The organism is Micromonospora sp. NPDC003816, from assembly GCF_042874705.1.
Classification (GTDB): domain Bacteria; phylum Actinomycetota; class Actinomycetes; order Mycobacteriales; family Micromonosporaceae; genus Micromonospora.
Map to the genome: position 1 here is coordinate 927,288 of NZ_JBIANP010000003.1, position 12,612 is coordinate 939,899.

At 71.8% G+C, this 12,612-nt stretch carries 16 protein-coding genes; 9 read left to right on the plus strand and 7 right to left on the minus strand.

The window, feature by feature from the left end; genetic code table 11:
• Nucleotides 1-44: 44 nt before the first annotated feature.
• The 4 genes from ACFYTT_RS15030 to ACFYTT_RS15045 form a co-directional block, all read right to left on the minus strand.
• Nucleotides 45-548, minus strand: a complete 504-nt coding sequence (locus tag ACFYTT_RS15030; protein WP_387259552.1) for a hypothetical protein — start codon at nt 546-548, stop codon at nt 45-47.
• A gap of 102 nt (nt 549-650) precedes the next feature.
• Nucleotides 651-2,282, minus strand: a complete 1,632-nt coding sequence (locus ACFYTT_RS15035; protein ID WP_387259554.1) for a RecQ family ATP-dependent DNA helicase — start codon at nt 2,280-2,282, stop codon at nt 651-653.
• A gap of 94 nt (nt 2,283-2,376) precedes the next feature.
• A complete protein-coding gene (locus ACFYTT_RS15040) occupies nt 2,377-3,327 on the minus strand; it encodes a TIGR03557 family F420-dependent LLM class oxidoreductase (RefSeq protein WP_387259556.1) in 951 nt (316 codons plus the stop codon).
• A gap of 75 nt (nt 3,328-3,402) precedes the next feature.
• Entirely contained in the window at nt 3,403-3,528 is a 126-nt protein-coding gene (locus tag ACFYTT_RS15045; RefSeq protein ID WP_255446669.1) for a hypothetical protein, read from the minus strand.
• Nucleotides 3,529-3,665: 137 nt separating this feature from the next.
• Between ACFYTT_RS15045 and ACFYTT_RS15050 the strand changes: the two genes are divergently transcribed.
• Nucleotides 3,666-5,198, plus strand: coding sequence for a glycoside hydrolase family 3 protein (locus tag ACFYTT_RS15050; protein WP_176093258.1), 1,533 nt, complete (start codon nt 3,666-3,668; stop codon nt 5,196-5,198).
• Here ACFYTT_RS15050 and ACFYTT_RS15055 read toward each other — a convergent pair.
• Complete coding sequence (locus tag ACFYTT_RS15055) at nt 5,182-5,463, minus strand: GNAT family N-acetyltransferase (RefSeq protein ID WP_254877043.1); 282 nt, start codon at nt 5,461-5,463, stop codon at nt 5,182-5,184. The two genes, ACFYTT_RS15050 and ACFYTT_RS15055, sit on opposite strands and share 17 nt — an antisense overlap.
• A 72-nt stretch (nt 5,464-5,535) precedes the next feature.
• Here ACFYTT_RS15055 and ACFYTT_RS15060 point away from each other — a divergent pair, with 72 nt between their 5' ends.
• The 7 genes from ACFYTT_RS15060 (at nt 5,536) to ACFYTT_RS15090 (ending at nt 9,851) form a co-directional block, all read left to right on the plus strand.
• Nucleotides 5,536-5,919: a hypothetical protein gene (locus tag ACFYTT_RS15060; RefSeq protein WP_131054354.1), complete on the plus strand. Its 384-nt coding sequence runs from the start codon at nt 5,536-5,538 to the stop codon at nt 5,917-5,919.
• Between the two features lie 93 nt (nt 5,920-6,012).
• Nucleotides 6,013-6,834, plus strand: a complete 822-nt coding sequence (locus tag ACFYTT_RS15065; RefSeq protein WP_131054353.1) for a DUF1206 domain-containing protein — start codon at nt 6,013-6,015, stop codon at nt 6,832-6,834.
• A 117-nt stretch (nt 6,835-6,951) separates the two neighbouring features.
• Nucleotides 6,952-8,148 carry a mechanosensitive ion channel family protein gene (locus ACFYTT_RS15070; RefSeq protein WP_176093260.1) on the plus strand — a complete coding sequence of 399 codons (1,197 nt, stop codon included), beginning with the start codon at nt 6,952-6,954 and terminating at the stop codon, nt 8,146-8,148.
• A gap of 159 nt (nt 8,149-8,307) precedes the next feature.
• A complete protein-coding gene (locus tag ACFYTT_RS15075; RefSeq protein ID WP_131054351.1) occupies nt 8,308-8,742 on the plus strand; it encodes a phage holin family protein in 435 nt (144 codons plus the stop codon).
• Nucleotides 8,739-9,077 carry a DUF3618 domain-containing protein gene (locus tag ACFYTT_RS15080; RefSeq protein WP_131054350.1) on the plus strand — a complete coding sequence of 113 codons (339 nt, stop codon included), beginning with the start codon at nt 8,739-8,741 and terminating at the stop codon, nt 9,075-9,077. Before ACFYTT_RS15075 ends, ACFYTT_RS15080 begins: the two co-directional genes overlap by 4 nt.
• Complete coding sequence (locus ACFYTT_RS15085; RefSeq protein WP_176093261.1) at nt 9,074-9,346, plus strand: DUF4235 domain-containing protein; 273 nt, start codon at nt 9,074-9,076, stop codon at nt 9,344-9,346. The genes ACFYTT_RS15080 and ACFYTT_RS15085 overlap by 4 nt, the downstream gene beginning before the upstream one ends.
• A gap of 301 nt (nt 9,347-9,647) precedes the next feature.
• Nucleotides 9,648-9,851: a cold-shock protein gene (locus ACFYTT_RS15090; RefSeq protein WP_067306996.1), complete on the plus strand. Its 204-nt coding sequence runs from the start codon at nt 9,648-9,650 to the stop codon at nt 9,849-9,851.
• A gap of 103 nt (nt 9,852-9,954) precedes the next feature.
• Here ACFYTT_RS15090 and ACFYTT_RS15095 read toward each other — a convergent pair whose 3' ends face one another.
• Together ACFYTT_RS15095 and ACFYTT_RS15100 are read right to left on the minus strand one after the other, a co-directional pair.
• A complete protein-coding gene (locus ACFYTT_RS15095; protein WP_176095726.1) occupies nt 9,955-10,149 on the minus strand; it encodes a hypothetical protein in 195 nt (64 codons plus the stop codon).
• A gap of 59 nt (nt 10,150-10,208) precedes the next feature.
• Entirely contained in the window at nt 10,209-11,192 is a 984-nt protein-coding gene (locus ACFYTT_RS15100; protein ID WP_131054348.1) for an aldo/keto reductase, read from the minus strand.
• 157 nt (nt 11,193-11,349) lie between these two features.
• Between ACFYTT_RS15100 and ACFYTT_RS15105 the strand changes: the two genes are divergently transcribed.
• Nucleotides 11,350-12,375, plus strand: coding sequence for an adenosine deaminase (locus ACFYTT_RS15105; protein ID WP_131054347.1), 1,026 nt, complete (start codon nt 11,350-11,352; stop codon nt 12,373-12,375).
• The last annotated feature ends 237 nt before the right edge of the window (nt 12,376-12,612 follow it).

Sequence of the window (12,612 nt, forward strand, 5' to 3'; positions counted from 1 at the left end):
GGGGCGACACCCGACGGGTGTCGCCCCCCGACCGTCACCGTCGCTCAGTCGTTGAGGACCTGGGCCAGCCGGTCCCGGAAGCGCCGCTCCGAGGGGCTGACCTGACTGCCGCCGAGCCCGAGGATGCCGCCGCTGGAGGCCGCCCCCACCACCTGGTCGGTGATCTCCACCAGCCAGTGCCGGTACGCGCCGGCCTCGCCCTCGTCGACCTTCTCCGCCAGCAGCGCCGCAGCGGCCTTGGCCCGGCCCAACACGTCCTCGGCGTACGCGCGCGGGTCGTCCGGCGCGATCACCGGCAACTCCTCACCGGCCTCCGGGTCGCCCACCCGGGTCACGATCTCCCCGGCCACGGCGGCCACCAACGGGCTGGCCGACTCCCGACCGGTGGAGATGGTCTCCAGCCCGGCCGCGCTCTCGGCCATCGTCGCCCGGGTGCTGTCGGACTCCGCGGCGCTCGCCGCGGTGAGCACCGCCTGCGGCAGGCCGACAAGCAACCCCCACTCCTCGTCGGAGAAACCGAAAGCGGTGTACGCCGGCTCTTCGATCACGACCGTGCCTCTCCCGTTCGTCGTCCGGATCCCGGTCACGCGCCATCCGTGCTGGCCGCGCCGGGCCCGGTATGTCCCCGCCGCCATCGCGGCGGGCTCAGGTTAGTCCAGCGTCAGCAGTCCCTGTTCGGACACCACGCTGACCGACAGCGTCTTGTACCCGACCTCCTCGAAGAGGACCGTCATCCGGTCGTCCTCGTAGCTGAGCACCAGACCGCCGCCCCACTCCGGGTGCCGCACCTGGCTGTGCACCGGGAACGGACCCACCGCGCCGTCGTCGGCGGTGCTGGTGCCGGCGTGGCAGTTGTCGCAGTGCCCGCAGATCTGGGTCATCTGCTCGCCGAAGTAGGCCAGCAGGGTCTGCCCCCGGCAGCCCGTGGTCTCGGCGAAGGCCCGCATCATGTCGGTCCGTGAGCGGGTCAGGTTCTGCTGCCGCTCGGCCTCGGCCACGGCCGCCTCGGCGGCCTCCACCGGGGTCGGCGAGTAGCGCGGCGCGCCGATCCGCTGCCGGGCGCGCGGCTGCGCCGCACCGACCTGCTCCAGCAGGGCCAGGTACTGCCCGAGCTTGCGCGGCCCCAGACCGGTCACCTCGCGCAGCTCCTTCTTGGTGGCCGGTCCCTGCCGCAGCAGGGCGGCCAGGTCCCGCAACTCGGTGGCGTCCGGCAGGCCACCGCTGAAGAAGCGTTGCAGGCCGACGTCCTCGGCCTGCCAGAGCAGCAGGACGCGGGCGGGCTGACCGTCGCGCCCGGCCCGGCCGATCTCCTGGAAGTAGCTGTCCGGCGAGTCGGGCAGCGCCATGTGCACCACCCAGGCGATGTTCGGCTTGTCGATGCCCATGCCGAACGCCGACGTGGCGACCATGATCGGCACCTGGTCGGCGAGGAACGCCTCGTGCAGCCGGGCGCGGGCACTGGCGGACATTCCACCGTGGTAGAACTGCGCCGGGTAGCCGGCGTCGGTGATCCGGGCCGCGAGCTCCTCGGCGGCCCGCCGGGTGGGTACGTAGATGATGCCCGGCCGCTCCTCGTCGCGCAGCAGGGCGATCAGCCGCCGCCACCGGTAGTCCTCGGTCGGGCAGTGCGCCACCTCGAAGAAGAGGTTCGGTCGGTCCAGTCCGGACACCACGATCTCGGGATCACGCAGCCGCAGCCGGGCCACGATGTCGTCGCGTACCGGCGGCGAGGCGGTGGCGGTCAGTGCCACCACCGGCGGCCGCCCGATGCCCTCGATGAGCTGACCGAGTGCCAGGTAGTCCGGGCGGAAGTCGTGCCCCCAGGCCGAGATGCAGTGCGCCTCGTCGATCGCGACCAGCGCCGGCTTCAACGCGCGCACCTCGGCCAGCCGGTCCGGGTTGGCCAACTGCTCCGGGGTGATGAAGAGGAACTCGGCCCGGCCGTCGCGGATCTCGGCGATCGCCTCGGCCTGCTGGGCCGGCGACTCGTCCGAGCTGATCCGGACCGCCCGCAACTCGGCCCGTTGCCGCTCGTTGAGCGCGGCGATCTGGTCCTGTTGCAGGGCGAGCAGGGGGGAGATGACCACGGTCGGGCCGGGGATCAGGCTCGCCGGGATCTGATAGATCGCCGACTTGCCGGCGCCGGTGGGCAGCACCACCAACGCGTCGCGCCGCCGCATCACCGCGCGCATCGCGGCCAGTTGGTTGGGGCGCAGGGTGGACCAGCCGAACAGGCTGCGCGCCGCGCGGCGCAACGACATCGAGTGCGTGGTGAGCTTCATCGAGGGCCGCAGGTACCCGGCCGGACCAGCGCCGAAACACCGGTCCGGCCACGGGGGACCGCCACGTGTGGCAACGGTCTCGCTACGTCACCGCTCAGGGCAGTCGGAGTAGCACGTCGCGCTGGTACAGGTCCATCAGCCCCTGCCAGTCCGGCCCGGTGTTGGCGACGTAGACCTCGTCGAAACCGGCCTTCGCGTACGCGTCGATCTTCGCCAGGTGTGCGTCGGCGTCGTTGCCGCAGACGAACGCCTCGCGCATCGCCTCCGGGTCGACCAGTTGTGCGGCCTGCTCGAAGTGCCGGGGCGAGGGCAGCACCTGCAACAGTTCACCCGGGATCGCCTCGGTCGGCCAGCGCTCGTACGCCAGCCGCATACCCTCCTCCACGGTCGGCGCGTACGCCGCCTTGAAACCCGCCTGGCACGGCTTGTCTCCGCCGCCGTTGTCCCGGAACCGGTTCACCAGCTCGGCGTCGGGCATGGTGTTGACGAAGCCGTCGCCGATCCGGGCGGCCAGGTCCACCGCCTTGGGGCCGAAAGCGGAGACGTAGATCGGCGGAGGCGTCTCGGGCAGCGTGTAGATCCGCGCGTGCTCCACCCGGTAGTGCTTGCCGTAGTGGTTGACGAAGCCCCCGTCCCACAGTTTCCGCATCACCTCGACCGCCTCCTCCAGCATCTCTAGCCGGACGCCGGCCTGCGGCCAGTGGTCGCCGAGGATGTGCTCGTTGAGTGCCTCGCCGGAGCCCACCCCGAGCACGAACCGCCCGGAGTGCAGCACCGCGCTGGTCGCCGCCGCCTGGGCCAGCACCGCCGGGTGGATGCGGACGGTGGGACACGTCACCGCCGTGGTGACCGGCAGGCGGCAGGTCTGGCTCAACGCGCCGATCATCGACCAGACGAACGGGGCCTGGCCCTGTGCGTCCGTCCAGGGGTGATAGTGGTCGGAGATCCAGAGCGCCTGGAAGCCGGCGCGTTCGGCGGCCTGCGCCTGCGCCAGCAACTGCTCCGGCGGATACTCCTCAGTGGACAGGAAGTAGCCGATCTTCATGGGTGCCCCCTCGCCGTGATGGTGTCCAGAGCCAGGCGGTACCCCGGCGGGGGCGGGTCACACCAGGCGGCGAGGTCAGCGCCGGAACATCGCCCGGATGGCCAGGAGCAGCAGCAGGCCGCCCACCACCAGGCCGAGCAGGCGTACGCCGGGGATGTCGGCCGGGCTCGTCGCGTCGGCGAGCAACAGCAGCGGGTCCATCTCCGCACTCTGCTGGCAGAGCGCTCCCAAGGCAACTGTAAGGTTTATTGACTATTCGGTGGCACGGTGTGACCATTGCTGCACCGCCGGGTGGCGGGGGGAGTCCGCGGCGGAGGATGACGGGGGTACGCGACCGCATGAGCGAGCGTCAGCGAGCGAATCTTCAGCGAGCGAACGGGAATCTGGCGGCGTTGGCCGCCGCGGTCCTGCAACCCGGGTTCGTCGGCACCGTACCGCCCGCGTGGGTCTGCCGCTGGCTCGGCGACGGCCTCGGCGCGGTGGTGTTGTTCAGCCGCAACGTCGTCGACCCGGAGCAGGTGGCGGCGCTCACCGCCGGGCTGCGGGCGGAGCGGCCGGACGTGATCGTGGCGATCGACGAGGAGGCGGGCGACGTCACCCGCATCGAGTCGGGTCGGGGCAGCACCCGGCCGGGCAACTTCGCTCTCGGCGTGGTGGACGACCCGGCCCTGACCGAGGAGGTCGCCCGCGACCTGGGTGTCGAACTCGCCGCGCTGGGCGTGACCCTGGACTACGCGCCGGACGCCGACGTCAACTCCAATCCGGACAATCCGGTGATCGGCGTCCGCTCGTTCGGTGCCGATCCGTCCGTGGTGGCCCGGCACACCACCGCCTGGGTGCACGGACTCCAGTCGGGCGGCGTGGCGGCCTGCGCCAAGCACTTCCCGGGGCACGGCGACACCCGGGTGGACTCCCATCACGACCTGCCCCGGATCAGCGGGGACCGGGATCGGCTGGACGCCGTCGAGCTGGCCCCGTTCCGGGCCGCCGTCGAAGCGGGCGTGCAGGCGGTGATGACCGGGCACCTGCTGGTGCCGGCGCTGGATCCGGAGCTGCCGGCGACGCTGAGCACCCGGATCCTGGGCGGCGTGCTCCGCGAGGAGATGGGCTTCAACGGCGTGGTGGTGACCGACGCGGTGGAGATGCAGGCGGTCGCCGGCCGGTACGGCCTCGCCGGTGCGGCGGTGCGGGCGTTGGCCGCCGGGGTGGACGCGATCTGTGTCGGCGGTGAGCACGCCGACGAGGAGACGGCCCGGCACCTGCGCGACGCCATCGTGGACGCGGTCGTGGCCGGGGACCTGCCGGAGGAGCGGCTGGCCGAGGCGGCGAAGCGGGTCGGTCAGCTCGCAGCCTGGACGGTGGCCGCCCGGACGGCCGGTGGACGTGTCCCGGTGCCGGCCGGCGGGTCGGGCGTCGGGCTGGTCGCCGCGCGGCGGGCGCTCCGGGTCACCCGTGCCGACGGGGGTGTCGCGCTGCCGTTGGCCGCCCCCGCGCACGTGGTCGAGTTCCAGCCGCCGCACAACATCGCGATCGGGGCCGAGACCCCGTGGGGAGTGGCCGCGCCGTTGACCGCGCTGGTGCCGGGCACCACCAGTGCCCGTTACGCGCGGGGCGAGGTGCCGGCCGACCCGGCCTTGGGCGCCGCCGGCCGACCGCTCGTCCTGGTGGTGCGCGACCTGCACCGGCACGACTGGATGCGGGCTGCCGTCGACCGGGTACTGGCGGACCGGCCCGACGCCGTGGTGGTGGAGTTGGGGGTGCCCGCACTGGTCACCGGCGCGGTGCACGTCGCCACGCACGGGGCCACCCGGGCCGCCGGTCGGGCCGTGGCCGAGCTGCTGGGTGGGACCGCCGTCACGCGGGGCTGGTGACCAGGTCCGCGTACTCGGGATGGCGCTCGATGTAGGCGTGCATGAACGGGCACTGCGGCACCACCCGCTGCCCCTGGGCGCGGACCTGGTCCAGGGTGCCGCGCATCAGTGCCGTGCCGACGCCCCTGTTCTGGAAGGCCGGGTCCACCTCGGTGTGCGTGAAGACCAGCGCCTCCCCCCGGGGAAGATATGTGGTGAACCCGGCCAGCGCGTCGTCGACCAGGATCTCGTAACGGTGCTTGGCGGCGTTCTCCTCGACCAGCATGCTCACCGACCCATTGTCCACCGCCGGTTCGGCACGCCGGGCCCGTTCGCCTACGTCTCGTACGCTGAGGCGGTGACGAACCGATCGCTCGCCGGCCACCGCCGGCGCACCCTCGCCTGGAGGGTCCCCACCCGCAAGTCGGCCGGTCTGCTGGCCGGACTCGCACTCGGTGCCGCCCTGCTCATGGGGTGCAGCTCCGAGGGTGCCCGCACCGACTGCGGGCTGGACGCCTGCACGGTGACCTTCGACCGGGGGGTGGACGCGCGCGCCAACATTCTCGGTGTCGAGGCCCGGCTCGTCGAGGCCCAGGACGACGTGGTGACCATCGAGGTCGCCGGTGAGCAACTGTCGCTGACCGTCGGCCAGCAGGCCGCCGATGTCGGCGGCCTGGCGGTCACCCTGGACAGCGTCACCGATGCCGAGGTCAAGGTACGCATCTCGCGCAATTCCGGCTGACGCCGACAGCCGTCCGATCCGTCCGTCCCGCCGTCGCTTCCCCGCGGCGGCGGGACACGTTTGGAAATCTTCGCGTCCGGAGATTGAGGCCCCATGTCTCTCACCCGGAACGCCGAAGCCACCGCCGCCCGTACGGCCGACAGCCGGTGGCTGGAACTCCTCGCCCGGGCCGGTTTCATCGGCTACGGGATCGTGCACCTGTTGTTCGGTTGGTTGGCGTTGCAGATCGCATTCGGCAACTCCTCCGACGACGGTGACCAGTCCGGCGCGCTGCGGACACTCGCCGCGCAGCCGATGGGCACATTCGTGGTCATCGCCATCGCCGTCGGCATGGTCGCCATGGCGATCTGGCAGGCACTCGAAGCCGCCGTCGGGCACCAGACCGAGAGCGGCAACGACCGGATCAAGGAGCGGGTCTTCTCCGCCGCCCGCGCGGTCATCTACCTCTGGCTGGCCTGGACGGCCTGGAAGGTCTTCTCCAACGCCAACTCCGACAGCGCCTCCCAGCAGGAGGAGATGACCGCCCGTCTGATGGAGTCGACCGGCGGTCGGTGGCTGGTCGGTCTCGCCGGCCTGGTCCTCATCGGTGTCGGCGTCGGCATGTTCATCTACGGCGTCAAGAAGAAGTTCATGAAGCGGCTGAAGACCGGCGAGATGAACGCCAAGACCACCCAGCTCGCCCGGCGGCTCGGCATGGCCGGCTACACCGCCCGGGGCAGCGCGTTCGCGGTGACCGGAGTGCTGGTCGTGCTGGCCGCGGTCAACTACGACCCGGAGAAGGCCCGGGGCCTGGACGCGGCCCTGCGGACGCTGCGGGACCAGGCGTTCGGCACCATCCTGCTGTCGCTCGTCGGCCTGGGCATCGCCGCCTTCGGCCTGTACTGCTTCCTCCAGGCCCGCTACCGCAAGGTCTGAGGTACTCCGTCCCGACGCCGGCCATCGCAGCACCGCTGCGGTGGCCGGTTTCGACGGTCCGGGGCAGACTTGCCCCTTTGCGTGGATCTTGTTGTCGGTCCGGAAGGAGAACCACACGTGCACAGCTACCTCGTGACGGTCGTCGCCGCGCTCGCCGCGGCGGCGATCGCCATCGCCGTGGTCGAGGTGGTGCATCGCTCGATCCGGCGGTGGGGCCACCGGTCACGACTCCTGATGGAGTTGACCGAGCACGCCCACCGCTCGTTCCAGATCGCGGCCACCGTGCTGGCCGTGCAGTTCGCCGTCCGGTTCAGCACCGGCTACGCGGTCGGCACCGGGTGGCGGCAGGCGCTGCTGCACATGCTGGTGCTCGCGGTCATCGCGGCCACCGCCTGGCTGGTCACCTCGCTGCTGGTGGTGGTGGAGGACACCGCGCTGGCCCGGTTCCGGGTGGACGTGCCGGACAACCGGCACGCCCGCCGGGTCCGCACCCAGGTCGTCATGCTGCGCCGGGTGACCATCGTGGTGATCGTGGTGCTCACCGTCGGCGTGATGCTGATGACGTTCCCGGCCGTCCGCGGCATCGGTGCCGGTGTGCTGACCAGCGCCGGTGTGGTCGGTATCGTCGCCGCGCTGGCCGCGCAGAGCCTGCTCGGCAACGTCTTCGCGGGCCTGCAACTCGCCTTCAGCGACGCGGTCCGTCTGGACGACGTGGTCGTGGTCGAGGGGGAGTGGGGCCGGATCGAGGAGCTGACCCTCAGCTACGTGGTGGTGCAGATCTGGGACGACCGACGGTTGATCCTGCCCACCTCCTACTTCACCAGCACCCCGTTCCAGAACTGGACGCGGACCGAGGCGGCGGTGCTCGGCACTGCGGAGTTCGACGTCGACTGGTCGCTCCCGGTGCAGGCGATGCGGGAGGAGTTGCGTCGCCTGGTCGAGGGCACCGAGCTCTGGGACGGTCGGGTCTGCGTACTCCAGGTGACGGACGCGACCGGCGGCATGGTCAAGCTGCGGGCGTTGGTGAGCGCCGCCAGCGCCGGCGCGTTGTGGGACCTGCGCTGCCTGGTCCGCGAGCACATGGTGGCCTGGGTACGCGACCAGCGGCCCACCGCGTTGCCACGGCTGCGGACCGAGGTCGGTGACGGTGCCGGCTCGCTGCCCTGGCAGTGGGTGAACCCCAAGCGGCGGGTCCGCCGCTTCGAGGACGGGGAGGTCCCCGACGACGCCCGTCTCTTCGGCGGCAGCGACGACGGCGACGCCCGCAGCGAAGCCTTCGTCGGTCCCGACGAGCCCGTCGAGGCGCGTCGCTGACGCCGATCGGGTGCGGACGCCCGAACGGGACGGGCCGGGAAGGTTTGACGGAACGTGTACCGGGGACCTCGTGCGGGACGCCCTGCTCCTTCTTCGCAGACAGGATTGGCGGGCGGCTACTTCGGGCATACAGCGCGGTGACGACGAGAGGGGGACAGCATGGCTGACGTGGCTGACGTCCGTACATCCCACAACGGAAGCGAGCCCTCCACCGCCGAGCTGGTCCAGCGGGCGACGGAGCAGGTGTCCCGCCTGGTCCGGGACGAGCTCGCGCTGGCCCGTGCGGAGCTGACAGAGAAGGGCAAGCACGCGGGTATCGGCGTCGGCCTGCTGGCCGGCGGCGGCGCACTGGCCTTCCTGGGTCTCGGCGCGCTGATCACCGCCGCGATCCTGCTGCTGGCCCTGGTCCTACCGGCGTGGGCGGCCGCGCTCATCGTGGCGGCGGTCGTCTTCCTGATCGCCGGCGTCCTCGCGCTGCTCGGCAAGAAGCAGGTCAGCCAGGCGGTGCCGCCGGTGCCGCAGGCGACCGTGCAGAGCCTGCGGGCCGACGTGGACGTGGTCAGCGCGGCGGTGAAGGACAGGGGACGGGCATGACACACAACGGGACGCGCAACGGGCACGGCAACGGGACCGGTGACCCTGACGCGCTGCGGGCGGAGATCCGGCGGACCCGGGTCGAGCTGGGCGAGACGGTGGAGGCGCTGGCCGCCAAGGCCGACGTCAAGAAGCGGTTGAAGTCCTCGGCGGACCAGGCCCGCGAGCGGGTCCGGGAGCAGGCGGCGTTGACCGTCGCCCGGGTCCGTGGCCAGGCGGCGCTGACCCATCCGCCGGTGCGGGGACGGCACGGTCCGGCGCCGTTCGTCGCCCTCGCGGCGGGTGCGATCGTGACCGCCGTGGTGCTGATGATCATTCGAGGGAGGCGTGGGTGAGCAAGGGGTTGAGCAAGGTCGCCTACCGGCCGGTGGGCATCGTGGCCGGCATCGCCGCGGGTGCGCTCGCGGGTGCCATCTTCCGGCAGGTGTGGAAGATGACCGCCGGCGACGGTGACGCCCCGGATCCCGTCGACGAGGACCGCCACTGGGGCGAGATCCTCGCGGCGGCGGCGTTGCAGGGCGCCATCTTCTCCGTCGTCCGGGCGGCCGTGGACCGTGGCGGCGCGGTGGGCGTACGCCGGTTGACCGGCCGCTGGCCCGACTAGCTTCGCCGTGCCCGAGACCGACCCGGCCCCCTCGTCCGTAACCCGGTCGAGGGGGCCTTTTGCCCTACCTCGCGCATGCCGCACAGCGGATCTTTCGCATCCGTCAGGTCACATGTCGGAGAATTTCGTCGGGTAGGCTGTGCAGAGTTTTTGCGTACGTGGTTTGCTGTTCCACGCTGTTGAGAGATGGCGTGGGTTGAGAGAAGTCTCCTTCATTGGGGGCCGCCTCAGGCGCCGCTGCTCGAAAACGGCCAACCGGCCGCACGGCGTGCTCGGCCGCCAGTTTTAGAAGGAGATACACATGGCGCAGGGAACCGTGAAGTGGTTCAACGCTGACAAGGGCTTCGGCTTCATCACCGTCGACGGCGGGGGTGCTGACGTGTTCGTCCACTTCTCGGCCATCCAGTCCAGCGGCTACCGGTCGCTGGAGGAGAACCAGCGGGTGGAGTTCGAGATCGCCCAGGGCCAGAAGGGTCCGCAGGCCGAGCAGGTCCGCCCCCTCTGACGCACCGGTCGGCGACCGCCGGCCGCCAGATGGCGAGGCTGTCCCCGCCCAGGTGCAAAAGCCCCGCGTTCCGTACGGACGCGGGGCTTTCCGCATCCGTCGGTCAGCGCCGCGTCCGGGCCCGCATGCCCCACCAGAGCAGCGCCACACCAGCAAGGGCCAGCAGCGGACCGAGTACGGCCCAGATCCGCTGATCGGTCATCAGGCCGTCCTCGACGTACCCGAGGCCCTGCACCGTCCAGACCGCCCCGACCACCACGGCCAGCAGGCCGAGCGTGAGTCGGAACCAGCCGCTCATCCGCTCCGGCGGGGCCGGGCTGCCCGTGCCGCCGGCCGGATCGCCGGTCACCTCCCCGGTCACCATCGCTGGTGCACCTGCGGACGGATCAGCTCGTCGTAGACGGCGGCGACGGCGGCCTGCTCGTCCGTCGACAGTGGCCGCTGACCGGCCACCACGGCGTTGCCCCGGGCCTGGTCCGCGTCGCGGGCGCCCGGGATGACCACGGTGACCCCGTGCTGGTCGAGCACCCACCGCAGGGCGAACTGGGCCATCGTCCGGTCGTCGCCGACCAGCGGGGCGAGTCGGCGTACCGCCTCCAGCCCGAGCGTGTAGTCGACGCCGGAGAACGTCTCGCCGACGTCGAACGCCTCCCCGTGCCGGTTGAAGGAGCGGTGGTCGTCGGCGGCGAAGGTGGTCCGCTCGTCGTACCGGCCGGAGAGCAGCCCGCTGGCCAGCGGTACGCGGGCGATGACGCCCACCCCGGCGGCCGAGGCGGCCGGCAGCACCTGCTCCAGCGGCTTGTGGCGCAACGCGTTCAGGATGATCTGGACGCTGGACACCCCCGGGCGGGCGATCGCGGTGAGCGCCTCGTCGCAGGTCTCCACGCTGACGCCGTACGCGGCGATGCGCTTCTCTGCGACGAGGGTGTCCAGGGCGTCGAAGACCGCGTCGGTGGCGAACACGGGCGTCGGTGGGCAGTGCAACTGCACCAGGTCCAGCGTGTCGACGCCGAGGTTGGCCCGCGAACGATCGGTCCAGTCACGGAAATTGTCCAGAATGTACGCATCGGGGGTCTGTGCCACCCGACGCCCCATCTTGGTGGCCACCGTCAGCCCGGCGTCCGGGTGGGCCGCCAGGTACCGCCCGATGAGCTGCTCGCTGCGGCCGTCGCCGTAGACGTCGGCGGTGTCCAGGAAGGTGATGCCGGCGTCGACCGCGGCGTCCAGCACCGCCATGGCGTCGTCCTCGGTGACCGTGCCCCAGTCGGCGCCGAGCTGCCAGGCGCCGAGCCCGACCACGCCGACCTGTCGGCCCATCCGGGGGAAGGTGCGTTGCTCCATGCGACCGAGCCTAGTGACCTCTGGCGTCCGTGCCGAGGCCGGGCCGCGCGCCCGACCCGGCTGGACGTGCCGCCCCCTGATCGCGCCGACGGCCTGTAAGACTGCGCACGGACCGTCGTCGTCGCCGGTGTACCGGTGTCATCGCCCAGGAGAAAACGTGACCGATCTGCGTACCTTCATCGCCGGACTGCCCAAGGTCGAACTGCACGTGCACCACGTCGGTTCCGCCTCGCCCCGGATCGTCGCCGAGCTGGCCGCCCGCCACGAGGGGCGTACGCCGGTCCCCACCGACCCGCAACTGCTCGCCGACTACTTCGTCTTCCGCGACTTCGCGCACTTCGTCGAGCTGTATTTGAGCGTCGTCGACCTGGTTCGCGACCAGGAGGACGTCTGGATCCTCACCCACGAGGTGGCCCGGGAACTGGCCCGCCAGCAGGTGCGCTACGCCGAGTTGACGGTGACGCCGTACTCGCACGTGAGCCGGGGCATCCCGGCACCGGCGTTCTGCGAGGCGATCGAGGACGCCCGCAAGCGGGCCGCCGCCGACTTCGGCATCGAGCTGCGCTGGTGCTTCGACATCCCCGGCGAGGCGGGCCTGCCGGCCGCCGAGGAGACGCTGCGGATCGCCCTCGACGAGCGCCCGGACGGGCTGGTCAGCTTCGGCCTGGGCGGCCCCGAGATCGGGGTGCCCCGGCCGCAGTTCAAGCCTTACTTCGACCAGGCCCGGGCGGCGGGGCTGCACTCGGTGCCGCACGCGGGGGAGACCACCGGCCCGCAGACCGTCTGGGACGCCCTGCGCGAGCTGGGCGCCGAGCGGATCGGTCACGGCATCTCCGCCGCACAGGACCCGGAACTGCTGGCGTACCTCGCGGAGCGGCAGATCGCCATGGAGGTCTGCCCGACCTCCAACGTCCGGACCCGGGCGGTGGCCGTCATCGAGGAGCACCCGTTGCCGACGCTGGTCGAGGCCGGGCTGCTGGTGACGATCAACTCCGACGACCCGCCGATGTTCGGCACCACCCTGGACGACGAGTACGCGGTGGCCGCCCGACTGCTCGACGCCGGCCCGGAGCAGGTGGCGGCGTTGGCCCGCAACGCGGTGGCCGCCTCGTTCCTCGACCCGGCGGGCAAGCAGCGGATCATCGCGGAGATCGACGCCTACCTGGCCGCCGCGCGCGACTGACCGCGCGGTCCGTGGGGACGTCCCCGGTCCCGGCCGACCCCGGTCGGGACCGGCGGAGGCATTGAGGTGCGCGCGACGGGAGGAGGTGTGGGGGGACCGTGTCTCCCGCCGCGCGCACGGCTCCGCCGGCCGTTGTGCGCTGGGAGCGGTAGGCCGGCGGAACTGCTGGTTTCGGACCTGATCCTGACACCCGTACCGGGCCAATGGGACGTCGTTAATTCGGATCTAAGGAAGACT

Coding starts and splice junctions, on each gene's coding strand:
- ACFYTT_RS15035 (WP_387259554.1), bottom strand. CDS start 2,282: ATGAAGCTCACCACGCACTCGATGTCGTTGCGCCGCGCGGCGCGCAGC.
- ACFYTT_RS15040 (WP_387259556.1), bottom strand. CDS start 3,327: ATGAAGATCGGCTACTTCCTGTCCACTGAGGAGTATCCGCCGGAGCAG.
- ACFYTT_RS15045 (WP_255446669.1), bottom strand. CDS start 3,528: ATGGACCCGCTGCTGTTGCTCGCCGACGCGACGAGCCCGGCCGACATC.
- ACFYTT_RS15050 (WP_176093258.1), top strand. CDS start 3,666: ATGAGCGAGCGTCAGCGAGCGAATCTTCAGCGAGCGAACGGGAATCTG.
- ACFYTT_RS15055 (WP_254877043.1), bottom strand. CDS start 5,463: ATGCTGGTCGAGGAGAACGCCGCCAAGCACCGTTACGAGATCCTGGTC.
- ACFYTT_RS15065 (WP_131054353.1), top strand. CDS start 6,013: ATGTCTCTCACCCGGAACGCCGAAGCCACCGCCGCCCGTACGGCCGAC.
- ACFYTT_RS15075 (WP_131054351.1), top strand. CDS start 8,308: ATGGCTGACGTGGCTGACGTCCGTACATCCCACAACGGAAGCGAGCCC.
- ACFYTT_RS15080 (WP_131054350.1), top strand. CDS start 8,739: ATGACACACAACGGGACGCGCAACGGGCACGGCAACGGGACCGGTGAC.
- ACFYTT_RS15090 (WP_067306996.1), top strand. CDS start 9,648: ATGGCGCAGGGAACCGTGAAGTGGTTCAACGCTGACAAGGGCTTCGGC.
- ACFYTT_RS15095 (WP_176095726.1), bottom strand. CDS start 10,149: ATGAGCGGCTGGTTCCGACTCACGCTCGGCCTGCTGGCCGTGGTGGTC.
- ACFYTT_RS15100 (WP_131054348.1), bottom strand. CDS start 11,192: ATGGAGCAACGCACCTTCCCCCGGATGGGCCGACAGGTCGGCGTGGTC.